The sequence below is a fragment of the Vagococcus fluvialis bH819 genome (genome assembly GCF_900163795.1).
GTDB classification, from domain to species: Bacteria; Bacillota; Bacilli; order Lactobacillales; family Vagococcaceae; genus Vagococcus; species Vagococcus fluvialis_A.
In genome coordinates this window covers 226,852-249,117 of record NZ_FWFD01000008.1, presented here as the reverse complement: position 1 = coordinate 249,117, position 22,266 = coordinate 226,852, and the positions used below count along the sequence as shown (strand labels likewise).

Sequence of the window (22,266 nt, the reverse complement as noted above, 5' to 3'; positions counted from 1 at the left end):
GAATTAAGTGATACCAGAAGAACAAGTTGAAAATAAAGAAATCAATGATGATGTTGAAAACAAACTAGATGCTACTGAGCAACAAAGTGATGTTGGAAATGTTAGTCGAGTTGACAATGCCAGTCAACAAAAGAGTAATAAAAATAAAATAATCTCAATTGTTGTTATTATTCTGGCGCTTTTAATTGGTGTGATCGGGTATCAACAAATGAATAATAAATCAAGTACTAAAAAAGTTGAAACACAAGTTGTAGATAAAAAAAGTGAAGAAGCTAAAACAGGAAAAGACACCAGAGAAGCAATGACTGGAGTTGCTGATTTGTATTCAGATATGCCAAAAAAAGAAGTTAGAACAGATATTAAGAAAACTGAATTTAAAAAAGCTGAAGAAAATGTAAGCAAACTTGAAGACGGTAAACTTAAAGAAGGACTAACCAATCAATTAAAAGAAGTAGAAACAGCAATGAAAGATACAAGTAAAAAATAAAAAAGAATGCTATAAGTGCCACGACACTTATAGCGTTTTAAAAAGGATCAATCACCTTTGGTTTAAGGTGATTGATCCTTTTTTATTTAAATTTCTTTTTTATTATTCACAAAACCGAAGTCAGACCACATATCATTTTTAGATAACTCATTATCTATATTCATTTCTTGAATACCAGTTTCTTGAGCTGTTTTTTCAAGAGACATATAAAGAATACTAGGTAGATCATTACTTAAATAATCTTTTTCTAGAATAAACTGATGAATAAAAGCAGTTTGTCTTTCAGGATAATCTTCAATTAAATCAATAACACCAATTAATTTAGTTTCATCAAAAATACCATAAAGATACTTATTATCAGAAGAAGTTCCTTCTGGGATAAAGTTAGTTATAGATTCTGAATTTTTTAATAAAGCATGCAATTGTTTTAGGTGATCATCAGTTTTTAATAATTTAATGTGGATAGTTGGAAATTTTGGGTGTGTAAAATCTTTCATGAGTGAGAAGCTCCTTTTTACTATGTTTAATAATACTTTCAAAGTATATTAGTTACTTATAGAATACCCTATATTTAAGTAAAAAAATAGTCTGAATTCCAGACTATTTTTTCGATCTACTAGAACGTGTCAAACCTTCTAGACTATCTTCTTCACCTTTAACTCTTAATTGTACTGTATAAGGCTCTTTATACGTGATACCGTCAATTTGATAGGTTCCTCCTAGTATAAAGACACCTAGAGGAATAAGGGTACCTGCGTCCTCTGAGAGCTTTATTTTCGCAACCTCTTTCATATCACGATAGCTACTACCAATCCATAATGCATGATTTCTTATTTTATAAAAAGGAATCAATTCGTATTTCCCTATTAAATAAGCATTTTTTTCTAAATCTTGTTTTTTAATTTGACCCTGTTGAATTAATTCATCAATAATTTGTTCAATGATAAACGGACTTTCCTCATTAAAAACAAGTGGTACTTTTTTCCCTTGTAACCCAGAAGTTTGAGAGGTAGTAATATTATTAGGGTTATCAAAAGTTAAATCCTCTGGAACAATATCTTCGATAAAATTAGTCACATCCCATTTAACCTTTCGATTTTTAAAATAATAAACGAAATTAATAATAATAAAGTAAGTTAGAATAATGAAAATAATTAGGTAGATTGATCCTTTAATATAGTTGTTATTTGAAAAATATCCACGAACGATACGTAAAATATAGAGTGTAGGAAAAATACTAACGACAGTCATAATTTTATTTTGTAGTCTTGGGTTAATATTTAAGTAATTTAAAAATTTACCAATATTAGCTAAAAGTACAGCAATGAGAGCTTCCATTATTTGTTTCCTCCTTCATCTGGTTTAGTTGGTGATTGAGGAGGTAGATTGTTGTTATTATTGTTTACATCATTTGAGTCTTTCGTTGGTTCTTCACTAGATATAGGGGTTGTTTGCTCAGTTTTTTGTTCCTCTTTCTTTTGTTCAGAGTTGATCTCTCTTTTAGTATTTTCTTCATTAGTTTGCTTTGTTTCAACATCAGTCGAAGAAGTAATCTCTTCTTTAAAACTATTTTTTGTTTTTTTAGAATTGTCCTCCACCGTTGTTTCTTCAGTGATTTTTTTCTTTTTTTCTTCTTTAGATGAAGGGGTTGTTTGTTCTGTTTTTGCAGGCTTTGGACTTTTATAATTATTACTATCCAAAACAACAGTTGTTGCCCCTATCCCAGTAGAGATACTAAGGATAGCAATTGGTTTTAAAAAAGGCGCAACAATTTTCTTTTTTGACATAAATAACGCTCCTTTGGAAATTAAACTATTGTTATAATATCATGAAAAAGTGCATAATGTTTGAATTCTAAAGGAATATTAAGAAGTTTGTTGAAAAAGAGCAGGCATAAATTTTTTTTAAGCACATTTTGTGAGCCGCTTTTCTTAAAGGGAACGTATTTTTTTCACAATATCCTCCTCTTCACCCGTCTTTAATATCTGATAACTTATTTCAATTTATTTTATAGTTAACTTTTATTTATCAACATATTATAAACACGTGGTATAATAATGTTATTAAAGTGGAGGAGTGATGATAATGGCAAATTTAGTTGGTAGTTTATTTGGAACACTTTTAATCTTTCTAGGTTTGTCAATTCAAACTAAATTCACAAGACTAAGTTCTAATCGAACAATTCGCCCTGCTATTTGGGCATATATAAGTATTCTTCTTGTTATTCTAGGAATTGTTCTTTTTTTTTATTTTTTTGAAATTTATGTAGCGTTAAAGAAAGGATAGTTATTTAGGAGTTGTGAGAATGATAAGGCAATCGATTTATAAAGACGTGTTAATCTTTAATGTCTATGAAATTTGGAATGCAGTAGTTGATAGAGAAAAAACAGATTGGCGGAGTGATTTAATCAAAACTGAAATTTTGACAGAAAAAAATTTTAAAGAATACAGTATAGAGGGAACAGAAACCACGTTTAAGATTACTGAAATAAAAGAGAAAGAGTATTATGCTTTTAACATGAAAAATTCCTTTTTCAAAGGTTATTGGAGAGGTGAATTTATCCCCTTAAATGATCAGGTAACTGAAAATATATTCTATGAAAAAAAATATTTTAAGAATCCATTATTTTATGTAGCATCATTATTTAAATTAAATTTAAAAAAAATTCAAAAGAATTATGTGGAAGATTAAAAAAAATATTTAAATAGTAGGGAGTGATTCCGATGCTATGGATTGTCAGTACATTTGTCGGACCTTTAATGTTAGTCATTGGCTTTTTTATTGTTGTAAAGCAGAAAAATATTAAAGGAATTAAAGACCAAAAAGAAAAGAATAAAGAAAAAATAGCAATGTTTCTTATTAGTTTTGGGATATTATTGGTAATTATCTCGATAAAATTCTTCTTGGATTCACGAGGAGTAGAAATAGTGAATACACCGTTAAATTAATAAAAAGAAATGTCCTGTCATTCATATCCTATATTGTATGTTAAATTTTTTAGAATAAAGAAGTAAAAAAATAGTAGCTAGACTCTTGAAGAAAGGCTGAATCCTTATGAGGCATTGTCACTAATACCTGTTTTTCAACCTTAATATCAATAAGAAAAGACGATAAGAATCAAAAAAATAACCATCTTCTAACTTTAGCGAGTTAAGATGGTTATTTGTTATATTTAAAGACACTGTTTTTTAACGATTGTATTTAACGAAAGTAGGGAATATTAGCGTATGCCTCTTTTTAATATGAGCTACCAATCAAAAAGTAATCCATATGCTAAGGCAATAATTTCTCTTGTATAACTTTTAAAAATAGCCGAATTATTTGAAATAGCAGGCAGCCCGCTAACCTCCGTGATGTCTAATCTTTTAGCTAATAATTTAGCACGATAAATATGAAAATCACTTGTCACAATAACGGTATTATTGAGTGGTTGTTTCTTTTGAGCATTTAAGATGTTTTCTTTTGTTCGAGTAGAAGTGTCTTCGGTAATAATCTTTTCTTTAGGAATACCTTGTTTAATTAGATAATTTTTCATAACATTAGCTTCGCTGTCTGGTTCATCAGTTCCCTGTCCACCACAGACGATGACTGTCGCTTCGGAATGATCTTTTATATAAGTTGTAGCAGTATCTAAACGCTCCTTTAAGACGACGCTAGGATAGGCATCTTCTTTTGTCGTTCCTTTAACTTGAGCGCCTAGAACTAAGATAGTATCTGGATATTTGGTAGGCTTGTCTCTAGTTCCACTAAAAATCAAAAAAATAACGATACAAGTATAAATAATACCTAAAGTTAACAGTGTGATGAAAGTTAATTTTAGTGGCTTTGGGAGTAGTTTATTTTTAAAGATAATGATCATCTCCTTGGAAGTAGTGTTCGTCCTAAACGTACGTTTTTTACAGTATAACTTATTTATTTTGGAAATGAAATGAGAAAATCAGAAATTAAACAGTACACTTGTAGGTATTTTTACTATTATAAATAAGGTTTAGTTTAATGATAGTCAAAGTAGGCTTAAATTATTAATTTAACTTATAAAAAAATGATTTTAAGTTATATATTGAAAAATAATCGGACTATAATAATAACAATTTTTATATATGTCCGAAAAGCGTTGCTATATACAAAAATAAAATGATATATTAACTATGTGTTTATTTTTATTTTTTAAGGAGATAGTATGAATATAAATAATAATTTTAACGTTCAAGGGAAATTTTATACTAAGGAACGAGTTCGTGCAAAAAAATCAAGCATTATAATAATGCCTAAAAATAGTAAACAAGAGGGAAGTTCTCAAATTAAGTTATCTCTATACACTAATGATATATCTAAAGAATCCCTTTTAGTTTATATACTCTCATTACTTAGTAGATGGAAAGAAATATCAACGGAGAGTATTTTATATAGAGCTTTTTATGATGAGCTGGAAGGAACAGGCATTAGAATCTTTATTAGCTTTAGTTCAATTTATAGGCTATCTCAAGAAGAAGGAGAAGTAATTTTAAATAAAGCTGTGTTACTTTTTAATGATATTTTAAAAACTAACGCCTATACAACACCATCCAATGAAGTGGATTTTGACGATTTATTATGTCTACAAGAGGAGCAACAATTCCAAAAATTATCAAATATTAACGAGGAACAAGAAAGTAATGATCAGGACTATTCTTTTATTTCCAATAATCAGTCTACAACAATTGAAAAACCAGATGATTTTAATAAAAATACAAAAGATCATGAGTTACCACAAGTTAATGATTATAAAGAAATTACTGGTTTAGAAGAAAAGATTAAAGAAGTAGATAGTCAATTACTCTTAAATGAAGTCGTGAATGATGATAATCAAAAAGAAATCAATAATTTACAAGTAATTTTAGAAGAGAAGGCAGAACAACTGCTGTCTAATGAAAAAGGACAAAAAGAAAGCAAAAAAGAAATAGTTAAATTAGAAATACAGATAGAAGAGATGAACTATCAATTATTATCTAGTGAGAGAATAAAGAATGACAATCAAAAAGAATTAGTAAAATTAGAAAAACGGCTAAAAGAAGCGAGCACTCAGTTGTTAACTGATGAAACGTTACAAGAAAAAATTCAAAAAGAGTTAATAGGATTAGAAGAGCAGTTAGATGAAGCAACTAGTCAATTGTTAGCCGACGAAAAATTACAAAATGAAAATCAAAAAGAATTAAAGGAATTAAGGAAACAGTTGGATGAAGCAACTAGTCAATTATTAATGGACGAAAAACTTCAAAACGAAAGCCAAGAAGAGTTACATGAATTAGAAAAACAGCTAAAGGAAGTAAATACCCAATTATTATCAAATGAAAAATTGCAAAATGAAAATGAAATAAAATTGGTAGAATTAGAAACACAGTTAGAAGAAGCAGATACTCAATTATTATCGGATAAAAAATTACAGAATATGAGTCAAAAAGAGTTAGATGAGTTAGAAAAACTGCTAGACGAAGTGAATGGTCAATTATTATCGGATAAAAAATTACAAAATGAAAATCAAAAGGCGTTAATAAAATTAGAAGTACAATTAGAAGAGGCAAATGCTCAATTATTAGTTGATGAAAAGTTAAAAAATAAAAACCAAAAAGAGTTAATAAAACTAGAAACAGAGCTAGATAAAACGAATAGTCAATTGTTAGCCGACGAAAAAATACAAAGTGAGAATCAAAAAGAAATAATAAAATTAGAAGTACAATTAGAAAAGGCCAATAATCAGGTACTAGAAAATAGGCGATTAGAGGATGATAGTCAAAAAGAAGTAGTTAGATTAGAATCTGAATTAGAAAAGGTAACAGGTGAATTATTATCTGACGAAAATCAGGAAGAGTTAATTAATTTAGAAACAAAGTTGATGGAAGAAGAGCAAGAACCACTACATGATGATAATTTACTGATTGAAAATCAAGAAAAATTAATTACTTTAGAAGTAAATCAGCATGAACCAACTAAAGAACTTCCACATAATTTGCTATCGATGAAAGAAATTGATCAATGGAATATTGAAAAAATGATGAGTGAGCAAGCTGAATTTAGCACTAATACTTGGGAGCAGTTTTATGAAAGTTCACAGAATAATTACGATAATATAAAAAATACTGTGAATGTAAAAAAAATAAAAACACAACCAGTAAGTGTCAGCAAGACTGCACCAGAGAACAATGTGATTAAGCCTCTAACAAAAGAAGAAAAAACGATAGAAGATTTATTTTTGAACTTTGATTCAAGTGAAACGAATAAAACAGTTTCGATAGATAAACAAAAATATAATCACTATATTAACAATATAAAATATTTGGATTTACGCTGGCAAAATTATGTTGGAAATCAGCTAGAAAGTAATCAAACGAAATTTCAAAAAACATTTTCAACTTATATTGAGGATGTAGATGTTATTTTGAATGAAGTATTAAGTAACACTCAAAATAAGAAATTAAATAAGAAAAAAGTTATTCTTAATATAGATGATTTAAAGATAATAGAGGCATATGATGCTTTATCAAATTATTTAGCTTAAGTTGGGATTAAGAAACTTAAAAAAATATCTGAACTCTTTAATCAAGTATTTTCGATATTAGTGTTGAAGCTTTCCGACGATAAGAATAAAAACACATCAAAAAACTACATGAGAACAAAATCCTCATGTGGTTTCTTTTATATCAACGTAAGTCTTTTAAAGAATTTACATCATACCGCCCATTATTTTAGAGTCTATGAATAAGGTTTACCATACTCTTTAAAGAAAAGAGATTCATCTAAAAATAAGAAAGTTAATTATTTTAGTCATTATGAAACTGAAATTATTATTAGTGAGGCTTTTAAGGTTAATTTTACTTGGGGCGTATTCGTTTTTTAGCCCTTAACACAGGTATGAGAAGGGGCGAATTGATTGCTTTAGACATAAACAATAGCTTTGATTTTACTAGAAATGTAATTGTGATTGACAAAAGTATCGATTCTTCTAAGGAGAAAAGACTCGTAGTAGGGAGACCTAAAAATGGAAGGTCTAGAGAAGTCTATATTTCAGAGGAACTAAAAGAACTTATTCAGAATCAAATTGAGATTAGAAATGAGTTTACAGAAAAGAATAAGGATACTATTACATGGAATGCTACTTACCCATTATTTATCCCTGAAACGAAAAATAAATTGGGTAAACCTTATGCACCTCATAGTATAAGTCAAAAATGGCAGTTATTTATGGAAGATGTAGTTAGTAGGTATCTTGATATAAGGTACTTCAATTTGCATATTTTACGACACACTTTTGGGACAAGATTACTAAATAATCATATGCCATTGGAGTTAGTGTCGGAAGCATTGGGGCATAGTAGTATTGCTATGACGGAGAGATATTATGTTAATCCAAGTTCTGAAAGGATTAAATGTATGGTGGATTACTTGGATTTTGAGAAACCAAAAGGGGTATAAGGTTATGATAAAGCCAAAATCTTTAAAAGGGTGGAGTAAAGTTAGTACCATTAATAAAGAAATAGTTACTTTATAAGAAAATTTTAAACACTAACATAAAAACTACTTGAATTAGAAACTCAAGTAGTTTAAATTTCAAATGTTAATTTTTATGTATGAAATAGTTCAAACTTATAAGGGTTATAGAAAAAAATAAACGTACAAAAACATGTGAGATAGTAATACCATTTAGTATAAAATAACCGTTTAGGATTGCTGAAATAAATAATACTAAAATACCAAGATACAAAAAGCGATAATCAATGATGTACAATACTATAAATGTCACTCCCAATAAGTTGCATAAAAAAATTAATGGATATTCGGAAAATGAAATTATTTTAATGGATGCAATTGCCATTAAAATAGCATATAAAAAAGACAAAATAATTAATAGGATTTTCAATTTTAAAACACTCCTTTTTTTGTTATTAATTTATTAAACTATGTGTGGTGCACAACACGTCAAGCTTTTAGGAGAGAAAAATGCAAATAGGACAATTTATTACTGAAATGGAAACAACTAAAGAAACTGTTAGATACTATATAGATGAGCAGTTGCTTACACCAGAGAAGGTACAAGGGAAGTATAAATTTACAAAAGTTGAACAAAGTGATTTCAAAAGCATAAGAGAATTGAGAAACATGGGATTACCTATTAAGATTATTAAACAAATAAAAGAAAATAAAGAATACTGTGGAACTAAAAAACAATGGAAGTCTAATTTAGATATGATTGATACTGAGTTATCAAGGGTTGATTTAGAATTAAAGAAGTTAAACGAAGAAAGGTCAGCTTTACTAACTGTTAGGAAAGAGTTAATAAAGAAACTTTGATAGGACAATGGAGGATATATGAAATTAAAAACATATGATTTGGGAAAAATAAGTGATGAGCAACTAATTATCGCAATGATTGTAGCTAAGTACAAAGGAAGAAATGTTTATGTACGGCATAAAGATAGAACCACTTTTGAAATACCTGGTGGTCATAGAGAACCTAATGAAACAATAGAAGAATGTGCTAAAAGGGAATTAATGGAGGAAACAGGGGCTATTAAGTTTACCATTAAACCTTTGTTTATATTAGGTGTGGAAAAAGAAGGATTAGAGGATTACGGACAAGTATTTATGGCAGAAATAGAAGAGTTTTCAGACAAATTAGAATATGAAATGGAAGAAGTTGTATTTTTAGATGGAGAACCTATGAAATATACCTATCCTGATATTCAAGCTGAAATAATAAAAAGACTTAAACAAGATACAGAGGTATTTGGTGTTAATCAGCCATTACAAAAGCAAATCAAGGTATTACAATATATTTTAGAAAAAAATCATTCACTCTATCAAATAATAAAAGAAGTTAGTAAATATAATTTACCTAACTATTATGTGGGTGGAGGAGCAATAACACAAACAGTTTGGAATTATTTACTCAATAAACCTCTTAATCACGGCATAAGTGATGTGGATATTGTGTACTATGATACTGATTTATCAGAAGAAAAGGAAAGTAATATTATTAATACAGTAAAAAATAATTTTACTTTGAATGAATACGATATAGACGTTGCCAATGAGTCAAGAGTTCATTTGTGGTATGAGGAAGCATTCGGCAAAAAAATTAATGCTTACAAGTCAGTAGAAGAGGCAATCAGTACATGGCCTACAACAGCTACTTCAATTGGTGTTAGACTAGAAGGAGAGGAACTAATTGTATTCGCTCCGTATGGCATGAATGATTTGTTTAAAGGAATAGTTTGTCCTAATAGGTTGATGATAGATGAAGCTGTTTATAATAATAAAGTTGCTAAATGGAAGAAAAGATGGGAAGAATTGGATTATAAAAAGTGGTAATAAATATGTATAAGGAGAAATAAATGATTAGAGAGAAAAAATTAAACAGTTTAGCAATGTATGTAATTTTATTTTTTGTTATATGGACTATTTATGAATTACTAGTAAAGCCATATATAAGTTTAAAATTGTCACCAATCACAGGAACATTAATTCAAACGGTAATAAAATTAAGTGTATGGTCTTTACCGAGTTACTTGTTAATTAAGAAAAATAAGAACTTACCAATCCCTTTTCCTGAAATTTATAATACTAAAATTGATTGGAAAAAATGGACTACTTTAGCTTTGGGAATGATTTTATACTTATTGATAGGTTCATATTTTCAATATGGCAATTTAGAAATAAGAAATTCTTTTAAGCTAATTACTGTTATTAATAGTGTATTGTTTGTCGGAATTACTGAGGAATTAGTGTTTAGAGGTTTAATCTTAAACACTCTTTTAATCAAATTTAATAAATGGTTGGTAATTGTTGTTTCTTCTGTTTTGTTTTTAATGATACATTTCCCAGTATGGATACAAACTAATACATTTTCAGCTAATTTGTCGTCAGGTGGCTTTGTACAAGTTTTCATTTTAGGTATTATTTTTAGTTTATCTTTTATTAAAAGTAGAAATATCTTTGTCCCAATAATGCTTCACATGGTTTGGAATTTATTTACTATATTGTTTTATTAATTTTACATCACATTCCACATCAAAAAACCACATGAGAACAAAATTTCTCATGTGGTTCCTTTTATATCAATGTACCTCTTTTAAAGAGTTTACATCATACCGCCCATCATTAACGGAAACGTAGGTTTTTAAGTTATTTTTTTGAAGTTTATATGAATAAAAGTGAATTAATTGGCGCAAAAAGGAACATTGAAGTGTTATTAATCGATAATAGTACGCGTTATTTCATTTGATTTAGTGTTTCACATCACATTCCACATCAAAAAATAAAATAATTAGAAAAAATCATCTAAATATTCCAATCAATATTACATCTTCCTTAATCTCATCTAAAAATTAAAATATAAAAATCACATCAGAATCCACATCTAGCAGTATCTTTAGTAGTTAATAATAGGTGTTGAATACTATTGTATATGCTGTTTAAATAGGTTTTATTAAGTGGATATTAATCTTTTTTAGTTGTTTGATTTTAATTTGGATTGCACTTTACATATATGATTCTTTGATTTTTTCTATATCATATTTAACAGTTCTTACTGAACAATTTAGAGTTTTAGCTATCTCCTCTAAAGTTAAACCTTTATGATACATCGATTCTACTTTAGAGTATCTTTTAACCCTATATAATGTTTCTAATCTTTTATCCGTTCTAAAATCAATTGTACGACAAGAATTAATCATTTCTAATAAGTCTTGTTTTTTATTTTTCTCCTGACAATAGTAGGTGAAGAATGAAACCATCTTATTTTTTGTTAGATTACTTTTGTTTAGCTCAAGTTCTTTATATATATGTGCCGTGTCTAATTCTTTAGCAAGAACGCTGAATGGTCGTTCCTTCAAGTGTTGTCTTATGATTAAAGCTTCTTGTATCCCTTTTAATGATATTTCATTTATATTTTTTATTTTGCTTAACTTTTCTATTTCCTCTTTTGTAGCAGAACCTCTTTTTATCATTAATTCTTTTATTAATTCATCTATGGAATCAAAAGAGTTTAAATCATCTAATTTTGGTACAGGTAAAGGTTCTTCGTCAAGAATAATATCAAGACCATCTTTACCACCGCTAATTTTTTCATAATAAATTAATGGTTCTTCTAGTTTATTTAAGTTGAATTTTTCATCTAATCCAAGTTCTTCGTTCATAAAATGAAAATACCCAACACCTTCGTATGAATTTCGAGCTATTGTATCTTTTAATAGTGGTATTTTTTTCCATGAATAGTCGTTTAATTCAAGGTAAGAGGAATACCCTTTTCGTTGTAAGTCTAGCCTAGTGGCTTGAATTAAAGTAGTAATTGTATAATACTTTTGTCCTACCATATAGTTGCCATCTTTTACTTTTAAACGGATATCATTTTCAATTTTGATTAAATCAAATAATAAGTAATCAAGGTATACAAGGTATTTTTGTATTCTTCTTACTGATTTTACATTATTCACATCACTTATATAGGTAGCTGATTTACTAAAATCATAGATTTTATTTGTTAAATTTGGTGTTAAGCTACTGTTTTGTAGGTGGTACTGAAAGAATCTAGTTGCTAACTTAATGCTATCTCTGTCAAAACCCTCGTATAAATGCCATTCTAAATCATAGTCGCTTGAACTGATTGTATAAGCGTCTTTTATGACTGAAAAGGGTAAATATTTATGTAATGAGTTATCTAATAGTATGTTAATAAATAAAAGAAATCCATATTCTTCTGCTGTTAGAAGGGTATGGTCAATCTCGGCTTTCAAGTAATAGTCAAAAGAATCTTTATAATAAACTTTTGTTGTTTTATATTTTGTTATATTTAGTAGTTCATCGTTGAATAAATCGAAGGTATCTTCCCTATATAATGACCCATCAGGGTTAGGTCTTAAGTTATCCCAATCAGAACGATATATTTCTTTTAATAGAGGAAGAACAGCATTTCTGTAATATTTTGGGAAAATAGCTTCAGATTCTATTGTTTGTATATTAGTGAAGATTGAGTTTTTTGCCTCAAATAGTTCCTTTTTAATAGACAATTTTATCACCTTTTTCTATTTATTAACTAATATGATAACATATAAATATCTATTAAAATCGCAGAAATAGGAGAAAAAATATGGGGAATAAAAATTTAGATATTAATCAAATTTATAACATGAAAGATGTTGAATTATTAAGTAAAATTGAGAAAAACTCAATAGATGCAGTGATTACTGACCCACCTTATTTTATTGATATTCGTGGAATGATTAATACTAATAAAAATATTTGGGATTCTGTGGATAGTATCGATGTTTTGGTTAAAGAAAGTTTATTAAAACATTCTCCATTAAAAGCAAAGTTTATGGAAAAATACAATCAACCTGATGAAAATAACATTCAAAAAGTAAATTTGTCAAAGAATGACAGGGTGTATGTTTATTTTTATACGTATATTTATAACCTTGTAGAATCGGGTGTGCTTAAGAATAAAGCGAAGGTTATTATATTTAATACATTGGAAAATTGTAGAATGATGCAGCTAATATTAAAGGATTTAGAAAGGGATTATGGTTTTGATATATTGGGTGGTGATTTTTTAGAATATACGAAGTATAATGCCCACTCTAAAGCATCTATTGAAAAAACTTCCGAATATATTATTTCGTTTTTAGTTGAAAGAAAAAGTGAACGATTAAAATATCTAGAGGCTCATGGAACGTATGAAGAATTAAAAAAAGAACTGTTTAAAGGTGCTGACTCATCTAATCCAATTAACATTTCAAAAACACTATCAACTTACTATAATAGTTTAAGAAGTAAGGAAATCTTTGATGCTATTAACATAACGAAAGGGTATTTTGTCCCTAAAGTTGAACAAAAAAATAAAGGTAAAAGAATTCATGATACTCAAAAACCTCCTAGATTATTACAATATTTAATTTCTAATTATACAAAAGAAGGGGATACAATATTGGATACTTTTAGTGGAAGTGGGTCAATTTCCATGGCTTGTTACGAATTAAATAGGAATTTTGTGGCGTGTGAAATGTTAAAAGAAAACTATGATATGAGTATAGAAAGATTTGAATACTTTAAAAATAGCATACCTCTAAAACTTTATAATAATGACTTGGTGGATAGTCATTTTAGTATTTCTAATGTGAAGTATAAATCTGATAAAGGGTATGATTTTGATTGTTAATAGTTTATGTACACCGTAATATATAACCATATTGTAAGATTAACTTGAATATATTCTAAAAAATATTTATTGTATAAAATAAACAACTACCAAATTAGTTTTCTAAAAACTGATTTGATAGTTGCTTTTATTTCAAGAATACTTGATTATTTTTACTTTTTTTTATATAGAAAGTTAAATATTTCATTCAATTTGTTGTGGTAAAGTAATATCTCTTCCTTATTTTTAGATTCTTTGATTTTATGTACATAATTTTCTACCTGTACTTTAGTTTCATCACTAGGTATAATGATGGGAAGTTTTTTTACATAATTAGCGGAGCTATTAGCTGTTGGGTTAATTATTTTTAATAATTCAACAGCTATATCCGAGTTAAGAAATGCTAAAATGTATTCAATTAAAGCTGAATCCTTTGGGAAAATCCCTACTAAACTTTGGTCAAAAACTCTTTTGTTTATGTAAGTAGCGTTAATCTTACTTGATTTTATCATTGGGATTACGATACCTTCTTTAAAATAAAAATCTGAGTTTTGAAACCTTGCTTTTTTACCACTCTTATAATAATTTACAGATTCAGTACTCCAGTTGATAAACCAGTCATCTTCATTTCTAAAATACTTTGTAGAGCTACTCCCCTTCACCAAAGGAATGTAAAACTGTTTTGCTGAAATTCCAGTTGTGTTTTGTTCAGTTAAGTTAATTAAATTATTTGGAACTATAGCGTAATCTTTTGCTCTTTTTACAGTATCATTTGCTTTACAAATATATTTTTTATTATCACCAGTATATATACCAGTAACAACATTCGCAATATCGCCTAATGTAACCTCTGCGTCGTTAAAGTGATTTGTTATTTCAGTGTTTGCTAAGTAAAATGCCGAAGCTTTATTTCTTAAAATATCTTCTTGTTTTAGTTCAATGAATTGTTTAGTTGTAGTCCTATTTGTAACATCAACTATATCTTTATTATATTTTAAATCAGAATATATTTTTATTACATTATTTCGATTTTCAGAAAGATTATTATTTTTAACTAAAGTTATTATTGAAAGTTTACTATAACCAAAAGAAACACCAGGGAACAATTTACTAGGAAATAATAAAATTTCTTTGATTTTTGTATCAGTTAAAAGCATTTTTCGTATTGATTCATGGTTGTGTAAGTACAAAAAGGTGTCAGGAATGATAAAAGATAATTTCCCACCATTTTTTAGCAGAGACATACATCTTTTGATAAATAGAGTGTATGTTTCTTTTACATAAGTGTCTGTACCATACTTATCTTTTAAAAGAGCTCTTTTTGACATATCTTGCCATGCACCATAGGGAGGGTTTCCAATAATTTTGTCAAAATACTTATTATTTTTTGCTAAGGTATCCAACTCCGTATCAAATAATGTATCCCCATCCGAAATTTTAATGTTTTCAAAGTCTTTATATATTTTTTTTAATTTATGTACTTCATTACTATTTATGTCCATAGCACTTATTAAGATATTTGATTCTTTTTTAAGTATAGCATCTATAAAAACACCATCTCCAACACAAGGTTCAAAAATATGTTCTCCCGAGTGTATATCTAACATATTAATCATATAGTCAGTAATTACACTGTTTTTAGTATAATAAGATTGTAACTGCTTATTCATTACTATATCCCTTCTGATTTACCATGTAAGGTATTTAATCATATCTCCATTAATTAAAAAGTTTTTAAAATCATTAGATATATCATTTTCCCAATCCATGTTAATATCCATCCATTTTTTTAAATCAAATCCTGTGAATTCTGAAATCTTAGTGTATGCTTCATCTGCACAATAAACTTTCCAGTATCCTGAATTTTCAATTGTCTGTAAATAATGATTGTTATCCTCTCTTTTTTGGCGTACAAATAACATATTTTCATTATTTTTAAAATTTTTATGGTATATACTCCCAACCATTAACAATCTATTTGTATTACCCTTTTCATTACTACTGAATCCACTCTTATAATCAACGTTATAAGAATAATCACTTTGTTTAAAATGTAAATCTAAACTTAGGTTTACAACACCACTATTAACATACTCTAGAATATTATCATAATTATCTTTTAGTATTTGTTTTTTTATTTCAGATATTTCTAATGTATCTATAAAATTATGATTTGTTTCAACTAAATTACCAATTACAGAATCAAATTTTACAGGTTTAATGAGCGATAACTCATTTTTGGGATGGGAGAATGGTAACTTACAAAATGGTTCCCACAATTCACCTATTCTACGTGAAAAGGTCATATACTCGTATTCCCACAATTTATTCCTAAATTCAAGCATCATTACATAAAAAGAATAGGTTGCTAACAAAACCTCTTCTAATTCATTTTCTTTATTAGCTTCTTTAGAGTATTGTTCCTCTAGTTCTTTAATTATTCCGTTATGAAACATGCTGATTTTTTGGTTAAAAACTTTAGTTTTTTCCTTTTTATCTTTAGGAAGTAAAACTAATTGATTATAAATGTTTTCTGAATTAGTTCTATACAACTCTAAATATTCTTTTTTTATCATTTGAAAGCCCTCCGATTTATTGATGTATATATTCTATCAATAAATCGGTTGGACATCTACAGTGACTTTCAAGTTAAGAACTTATTTATTGTTTGTAAATTTATGATTAACTAGAAAATTTTGAAGTCCTTTAAAGTATTTCTTATCTCTTCATCTGTTATCCCTATATACCTTAGCGTGATAGAAGGGGACGAGTGGTTGAATATAGTCATTAATGTAGCAACGTCCTTATATTCTCGGTAGTACCAATAGCCAAATGTCTTTCGCATACTATGCGTACCTATATAATCTAATTCTAGAGAATTAGCGGCTTTTTGTAATATTTTATAAAATTGATTACTGCTAATATGTTTGCTATTATCCCATGTATTACTGAATAACCATATCTGGACATCATCTAAGGTGTTTAGATACTCCGTTAATTCTGTCAGCACGTTATGCAGGTATACTTTACGTTTTTTTGTAGTTTTTTGTTCAACCAATTCAAATTCAGTTTTGCCCTTAACATCAGAAACCTTTATTTTAATAATATCACTAATCCTTAATCCAGTTGAAAGTCCAATCTTAAAAATCAATACGTTTCTTCTACCGTTTTTCCCAGTATTTAACTCATTAATAAATTCATTTAATACTTTTTTATCCCTAATCGGCTCAACTTTAATTTTGTGTTCTTTTTTCATTTTCCTCCTCCTCAATAGGTCATACTTTTATATTATTTTACTAGGTAAGTATGCCTAATTATTTTCTTACTACCATAAAGCCTTATTTATCAGGAAAACCATAGTCATACTTCTAAGTAAAAGCATGACCGTTTTCTATTTTAACTCCCGTCATTTTTATCTCAAAATTACGTTTACCTATTTTTTGTTACTTTTTTTTTGTTGAATTGTTGGTAAGCATCTTCCAAACTCTTTAAAGAGTTTTTTACCGCCACAAAAATTATGTCTGTCTCTAATATTGCTTGTTTGTGGAAGTAAAAATATTCCGCTATCATATGACCCATTTCGAATTTCTCGATAAGATTTAAGCGTTGCGTATCTGTTAATTTGCTGTCTCTGCTTAAAAGTTTTGCATAGAGTTCAGTGTATTTGAAAAACACCCGTTCAATTTCTTTTCTTCCGTTGGTACTGTGTGCCATGTTATCTCCCCCTGTATTTTTTATGACAAACCATCTTAGGTTTATCAGCTTGTTTAAATTCTCATATTGCTTTTAAAATAGTGTGATTGTGCTAGGAATAGACACTCTGATTTCTAACACTGTTTCTAACATTAAGGTATTTATTACTTTGTTTATTAGTTTCTTTTTATGGTTAGTTATTTTTTACATGGAATTATGTTTCGTTTGAATTCGTATTTTTCTTTAATAAGCTCATACAATTCTGTATCTTGGTAGCGTTGTTTTTTATCTGTTATTTTTTGCAAGCTTTGCTTGTTGAACTGTATTTTTGTATCTTGTGAATGGATGCTCAGATACATCACTTTAAATGACTTGTTAAGCGTTACGAAAATGAAATCTTCTTTTAAGTTAGCGGTTAACATGTCTAAAGCGGATTTGGTATTAAAGGTATCCGTAATAAAAATTTTTAATAGATTAGTATCAGTCTTTAAAGTTTGTATATGGTTAGTTAGAATATCTTTTTGCTCCAAGTATATGCATTCTGTTGCTATAGAATATTCTTCGTTTAAAAAAATTGTGAAATAAAGATTATTGTTAAAAATTGTGAAATTATCAAGGTAGAGTTTATTGTTTGTATCTTCACTAATAGAATTAAGATAGTTAAGAGAATAGGGGATGTAGCTCAACATATCATTAGTTAGTGCTTGATTTATGTTTAGGTTATTGTTGTAGAATACTTTGCTTGGTCGATGTTCTATACCACTGGTTAAAGATTTATCAATCTTTAGACTGGATAGCATCTTTGTTGAATAAGAACCTATTAATCTTATTAAGCTACTTTGTGTAATAGTGGCGTCTTTAATAATGTTAGTTAGTTCATTTTGGTTAGTCCTCCTGTAAGTTTTCTTCCACATGTTGCTTGGTATTTCTGTTTGCTCGGGGTCTGTGAACGTATTTTTAAGTGAACCTGAAGCCTCGGTTAGTAAGGGTGTTTCGTCAACTTTAAAGTTGAATGTTCCATCTTCATTTATTGCCATTTTATCTTCCTCCTTTTTGTACAAGCTACCGTTATAATTTTGTGGAAAAATTGTAGGTGCTAACATCTGTATTAACCATTTTCAGCTGACTTTCATTTCAAGTCGTTGCAGTTTTTCAATATATAATAATAAAGTTTTTAGGATGTATAGTTTTCATACTATTGCAGTTATTTTGGTAAAAAAATAAAGTGAAGATTTATTTTATTAGAACATTTTTTGTTAGGGTTTTGCAGTTTGATTGCACTTTTTTACTTAAAAAAAGGGGTCACGCTGGGTGAGAATACTAAGTAAGGGGTTAGGGGATACCCTTTGAATCTTCAATGTTTAACTGTGTTAAGTTTAGTTGCTGAGTGATTAATACCTTATCCTGTTGGAGGCACGCTATCCTTTCTGCTAAGATGTTTAGTTCCTCCTGTATGTCCTCATACCTTACTTGCAGTAGGAGCTCTGTTTCCTTTAATAGTTTTATTTTTTGATTTAATTCCATTTTATCTTCCTCCTGTTTTATCACGCTCTTTCTGCTGTTTGCTTATTATTGTTTAGGTAGTTTATTTGATGAGGTGGGGGAGCTCATCGTTAAGTTAATGATACCTCTTCTGCACTAGTTAATCAGTTCCTCTTTATCATCCGCTGAATTTATAAAAAAATAAACTATCAATCGTAGTAGACCAATAGTTTATCTAGGGTTTTATTTTACTTGTGGGAAATTAGGATTCTTTTTCTAAGGGATTATTCTTACTTCTCTTCCTTATTCCTTCTACTTATCCTATCTATGTATCTTATTCTAATATCTAATATCTAATATCTTGGAGTAGGAGTAATAGGATGGGACGGGGGACAAGTCTACAGAGAGGCTCCCAAATTTATAGTTTTTTAATGACTCTTAAATATAGTATAACATCTTATTTCAAAGAAGCATCACGTCTTGTATCATCTGTTTTCTTGCGATGTTTAAAGGAATATTTTCCCATTTTTTGTAAATTGTTGGCAAACAAGAACCTCCTTCTATAAAAAAATATTTGGCGTGGGATTAGGATTCCTTTAAACAATGGAATATTTACTTCCTCCTCCAAATAAAATTATTTTTCGTGAAGGAGAAGGGTGGGGAAAATAAGGGATAATTACTTCCTCGAAAATAAACTCCTTATTTCACAAAGATATTTAACGTTCGTTTTCTAAAGTGCCTGTCTCGCGTTCTGTCGCCTTTTGGACTCAGATGATACAAATATACTAAAGAGTGATTCAAACGCGTCAGGAAGCCTCTTAGACCCCTTAAAAACGATTCTGAAATAAAGTTTCTGTTATCTTTTTACGGAGAAGAAGATGAGTTAAATCCTTCTGTAATCATATTCTTGAATAATTATTTTATAGTAAGGTTGTTATTTTTACTGGAGGTTCACATCTAACTGTAGAATTTTCAAGTCTGTATGACCTTGTTTCTTTGGTCAGGGTCACCCTTGGTTTTGGTAGAATCGGTGGAAAGGGGTAAAGAAAAAACTACCCCTCGTGTGAAGGGTAGTTCAGGTTTCTTACATGAAATCTACTGTATATTTTCCATTTTCCATTTGGCGAACTCCATAAGCTCCTGCCATTCCTTCAGGATGGTTATCCATTGCCCAATTATGTGCCTCCATACGTGTGTCAAATTGTTTGCCACTGTTTCCAATGTCATGTGGTAAGACTGGTGCTTGGTCTTTTTTCACTACAATGGTTGTAATGTGGTTAATCAATGTGTCGCCATTTGCTTGTGGAATTGTTTTATCTTCCGTTGAACGACTTACTTCTGAATAACCATTAGGGATTACTCCTCCTAAGAATGTTCCGTTTTGGTCTACTACTAACGTTTCGTAGGTGTGGATTATTTCTGGAACGTGAACGTCTTTTAATTCCCATGTGATTGTTGTCGTGTAAGTCGTGATAGTGTTCCCGTTTGCTAAGGTTTCTTTCACACCGTTATCTACTTGTGAACCAACTTCTGTGTATTTGTTTACATCGAAATCATCGGGTAAAATATTGCCTTTTGTGTCTTTGTTTACGGTTACGAAACGGTCTTCGTTGGTTGGTTCAACTGGTTTAGCAAAATCTACCGTCCATCGAATTTCGTTTGTTCCTGCCATACGTACTTGCCAAGTTGAGTATTTTTGATTCCCCGTAGGATTGTTGAAGAAAGCCCACTCGTCTGCTTCTGCTTTAGTTCCAAATGTTTGACCTGAATTTCCTAATGCTCCGTAATGAACGCCATTCCATTCACCCTCAATGACTCCACCTGTTGTAGGCTGGTCTTTCTTAACAATGATGGTTGTTAAATGAATTGTGTGTGTATCGCCGTTCGCAGCTGTTGTTTTATTATCTTCTGTTTTGCGTGTGATTTCTTTGTAGCCATCAGGAATTTTGTCGCCTAAGAAGTTGCCACTTTCGTCTAAAACTTTTGTTTGGTTTTCTTCAGTGTGTTTTGGCGCATAAACGTCTTTTAATTCCCAAACGATTGTTGTCGTATGGGTTGTTATAGTTTTGCCGTTCTCTAGTTTTTCTACCGATTTATCAACTTTACGTGAAACCTCTACGTATTTGATTGTATCAACTGTTTGTCCTAGGACTTTACCTTGAGTATCCACGTTGACAGTTTTGAACACATCTTCGTTTGTTGATGTTTCAATTTTACGGTAATTGAATTTAATTTCAGCACCTTCAGGAGCTTTTACAGATTTAGAGATTTCGTCATTTAATACATAACCCTCATTTGTGAAGTCTTTCGCATCCGCTTTAACTGTACTTCCTTTTTCTGCTTTACGTGTTTCTGTTGAAAGAACTTTCCCATCGTCGCCAATATGTTTGATGCTTACGCTAACCTTCTCAACTTCGGGTTTAGTAGTATCCACTTTCTTGTATTTAAAAGTGATTGTAGCATCTTCTTTAACATTGATTGTTTGAACAGGTTCCCCAATAAGTTCATAATTACGGTCAGTGAAGTCCAAAGCTTTAGTTTCAACTGTCGTATTTTCTTTGGCTTTTCTAGTTTCTTTGCTTAACACTGTTCCATCCTCTGCCACATGGTTTACTGTGATTGTGAACTCTTTTTCCACAGGTTTAATTGGGTCAACTGGCTTGATTGGGTCAACGGGTTTAACTGGCGTTGTTGGGTTAGTAGGTTTAGTTGTATTAGTTCCACCATTACCATTTTCAGTTGGTTTAACAGGTTTAACCGTATTGATTACGCCACTATTGTTATTGCCTTTAGTAGTATTTGTATTTGTAGCTGTTCCATTAGTTTTAGTAGAAGAGCTATTTGCATTACTAGAGTTAGTATTGTTGTTTGTAGCCTTGTTTTGAGCTTCCTTAATACCTGACTTATCAGCATCCGTTAAAGGTGTTTCTGCAATAACATTGCCTTGATTGTCTTTAACGACTGCTGTTGAACCGTTGCCAAACGTCAAAATGTTACCCTCGAAAATAAGGTCTTGGTTTAAGATGTTATTTAAAGTTGCCAATGTGTCCATTGTAATGCCTGAATCTCGGCTAATAAGGCTTAGAGTGTCGCCCCAAACAATTTTGTATTCCGTATCGCCTTGCTTAATGGTGGTGCTTGTGTTAGCAGTCCATTCACGTTCGGCTGCTTGAGTTGTTGTTGAATTAGTTAACGCCACACCTAATCCCAATGCCCCCAAAATTGTCATTTTTGCGTAAGTTTTGTTGCGTTTCTTGATGTTCATTAATTTACGATAATCTCTTCTTGATTCCAAATTAAAAACTCCTTTTCTTTAATAAATTTAAGGATAATTTCAGATGAAATAGGGAGTAGTTCAGGACACAACAAAAAAAGCAGCTATTAACATTTTAGAAACTCAATGTTAACGACCACTTTACAGTTTGTTATTTATTT

Annotated in this window: 22 protein-coding genes; 10 read left to right on the top strand and 12 right to left on the bottom strand. The window is 29.5% G+C overall.

Features of this window, described 5'->3' with window-relative positions:
* The first annotated feature begins 7 nt into the window (after positions 1-7).
* Entirely contained in the window at positions 8-487 is a 480-nt protein-coding gene (locus FM121_RS05310) for a hypothetical protein (RefSeq protein WP_086951120.1), read from the top strand.
* Between the two features lie 86 nt (positions 488-573).
* Here FM121_RS05310 and FM121_RS05305 read toward each other — a convergent pair whose 3' ends face one another.
* The 3 genes from FM121_RS05305 to FM121_RS05295 form a co-directional block, all read right to left on the bottom strand.
* The gene (locus FM121_RS05305; RefSeq protein WP_086951119.1) at positions 574-984 is read right to left on the bottom strand and encodes a GNAT family N-acetyltransferase; all 411 of its coding nucleotides are present in this window, start codon (positions 982-984) and stop codon (positions 574-576) included.
* A gap of 103 nt (positions 985-1,087) precedes the next feature.
* The gene (locus FM121_RS05300; protein WP_086951118.1) at positions 1,088-1,825 is read right to left on the bottom strand and encodes a DUF6681 family protein; all 738 of its coding nucleotides are present in this window, start codon (positions 1,823-1,825) and stop codon (positions 1,088-1,090) included.
* Positions 1,825-2,274, bottom strand: a complete 450-nt coding sequence (locus FM121_RS05295) for a hypothetical protein (protein WP_086951117.1) — start codon at positions 2,272-2,274, stop codon at positions 1,825-1,827. The genes FM121_RS05300 and FM121_RS05295 overlap by 1 nt, the downstream gene beginning before the upstream one ends.
* 298 nt (positions 2,275-2,572) lie before the next feature.
* Here FM121_RS05295 and FM121_RS05290 point away from each other — a divergent pair, with 298 nt between their 5' ends.
* From FM121_RS05290 to FM121_RS05280, 3 genes are read left to right on the top strand one after another with little or no spacing between them, the layout of a single operon-like run.
* Complete coding sequence (locus FM121_RS05290) at positions 2,573-2,773, top strand: hypothetical protein (RefSeq protein WP_086951116.1); 201 nt, start codon at positions 2,573-2,575, stop codon at positions 2,771-2,773.
* 19 nt (positions 2,774-2,792) lie between these two features.
* Positions 2,793-3,179, top strand: coding sequence for a hypothetical protein (locus FM121_RS05285; RefSeq protein ID WP_086951115.1), 387 nt, complete (start codon positions 2,793-2,795; stop codon positions 3,177-3,179).
* Positions 3,180-3,211: 32 nt separating this feature from the next.
* A complete protein-coding gene (locus FM121_RS05280; protein ID WP_086951114.1) occupies positions 3,212-3,436 on the top strand; it encodes a hypothetical protein in 225 nt (74 codons plus the stop codon).
* Between the two features lie 299 nt (positions 3,437-3,735).
* Here FM121_RS05280 and FM121_RS05275 read toward each other — a convergent pair whose 3' ends face one another.
* The gene (locus tag FM121_RS05275) at positions 3,736-4,347 is read right to left on the bottom strand and encodes a YdcF family protein (protein ID WP_086951113.1); all 612 of its coding nucleotides are present in this window, start codon (positions 4,345-4,347) and stop codon (positions 3,736-3,738) included.
* 321 nt (positions 4,348-4,668) lie between these two features.
* On the opposite strand from FM121_RS05275, the gene FM121_RS05270 reads away from it, so the two are divergent.
* From FM121_RS05270 to FM121_RS05250, 5 genes are all read left to right on the top strand, one after another.
* On the top strand, positions 4,669-7,023 hold the full coding sequence (locus tag FM121_RS05270) for a hypothetical protein (RefSeq protein WP_086951112.1): 2,355 nt from the start codon (positions 4,669-4,671) through the stop codon (positions 7,021-7,023).
* Positions 7,024-7,340: 317 nt separating this feature from the next.
* Entirely contained in the window at positions 7,341-7,937 is a 597-nt protein-coding gene (locus FM121_RS05265; RefSeq protein ID WP_086951111.1) for a tyrosine-type recombinase/integrase, read from the top strand.
* Positions 7,938-8,462: 525 nt separating this feature from the next.
* On the top strand, positions 8,463-8,813 hold the full coding sequence (locus FM121_RS05260; RefSeq protein WP_086951110.1) for a MerR family transcriptional regulator: 351 nt from the start codon (positions 8,463-8,465) through the stop codon (positions 8,811-8,813).
* Positions 8,814-8,831: 18 nt separating this feature from the next.
* A complete protein-coding gene (locus FM121_RS14645; protein WP_256958410.1) occupies positions 8,832-9,833 on the top strand; it encodes a nucleotidyltransferase family protein in 1,002 nt (333 codons plus the stop codon).
* Positions 9,834-9,856: 23 nt separating this feature from the next.
* Positions 9,857-10,513, top strand: coding sequence for a CPBP family intramembrane glutamic endopeptidase (locus FM121_RS05250; RefSeq protein ID WP_086951109.1), 657 nt, complete (start codon positions 9,857-9,859; stop codon positions 10,511-10,513).
* A 489-nt stretch (positions 10,514-11,002) separates the two neighbouring features.
* Here FM121_RS05250 and FM121_RS05245 read toward each other — a convergent pair whose 3' ends face one another.
* The gene (locus tag FM121_RS05245; protein WP_086951108.1) at positions 11,003-12,529 is read right to left on the bottom strand and encodes an ECF-type sigma factor; all 1,527 of its coding nucleotides are present in this window, start codon (positions 12,527-12,529) and stop codon (positions 11,003-11,005) included.
* Between the two features lie 80 nt (positions 12,530-12,609).
* Here FM121_RS05245 and FM121_RS05240 point away from each other — a divergent pair, with 80 nt between their 5' ends.
* A complete protein-coding gene (locus FM121_RS05240; RefSeq protein ID WP_086951107.1) occupies positions 12,610-13,677 on the top strand; it encodes a DNA methyltransferase in 1,068 nt (355 codons plus the stop codon).
* 152 nt (positions 13,678-13,829) lie between these two features.
* On the opposite strand, the gene FM121_RS05235 is transcribed toward FM121_RS05240, so the two are convergent.
* The 7 genes from FM121_RS05235 to FM121_RS05205 form a co-directional block, all read right to left on the bottom strand.
* Positions 13,830-15,326: an HsdM family class I SAM-dependent methyltransferase gene (locus tag FM121_RS05235; protein WP_086951106.1), complete on the bottom strand. Its 1,497-nt coding sequence runs from the start codon at positions 15,324-15,326 to the stop codon at positions 13,830-13,832.
* Positions 15,327-15,344: 18 nt separating this feature from the next.
* A complete protein-coding gene (locus FM121_RS05230; protein WP_086951105.1) occupies positions 15,345-16,232 on the bottom strand; it encodes a hypothetical protein in 888 nt (295 codons plus the stop codon).
* A gap of 110 nt (positions 16,233-16,342) precedes the next feature.
* The gene (locus tag FM121_RS05225) at positions 16,343-16,912 is read right to left on the bottom strand and encodes a tyrosine-type recombinase/integrase (protein WP_086951104.1); all 570 of its coding nucleotides are present in this window, start codon (positions 16,910-16,912) and stop codon (positions 16,343-16,345) included.
* A 173-nt stretch (positions 16,913-17,085) separates the two neighbouring features.
* Positions 17,086-17,370, bottom strand: coding sequence for a hypothetical protein (locus FM121_RS05220; protein ID WP_086951103.1), 285 nt, complete (start codon positions 17,368-17,370; stop codon positions 17,086-17,088).
* Positions 17,371-17,546: 176 nt separating this feature from the next.
* Entirely contained in the window at positions 17,547-18,386 is an 840-nt protein-coding gene (locus tag FM121_RS05215; RefSeq protein WP_086951102.1) for a hypothetical protein, read from the bottom strand.
* Between the two features lie 295 nt (positions 18,387-18,681).
* On the bottom strand, positions 18,682-18,873 hold the full coding sequence (locus FM121_RS05210; protein WP_086951101.1) for a hypothetical protein: 192 nt from the start codon (positions 18,871-18,873) through the stop codon (positions 18,682-18,684).
* Between the two features lie 1,042 nt (positions 18,874-19,915).
* Positions 19,916-22,126 (bottom strand): LysM peptidoglycan-binding domain-containing protein, encoded by a 2,211-nt coding sequence (locus FM121_RS05205; RefSeq protein ID WP_086951100.1) that lies wholly within the window; start codon positions 22,124-22,126, stop codon positions 19,916-19,918.
* Between the last annotated feature and the right edge of the window lie 140 nt (positions 22,127-22,266).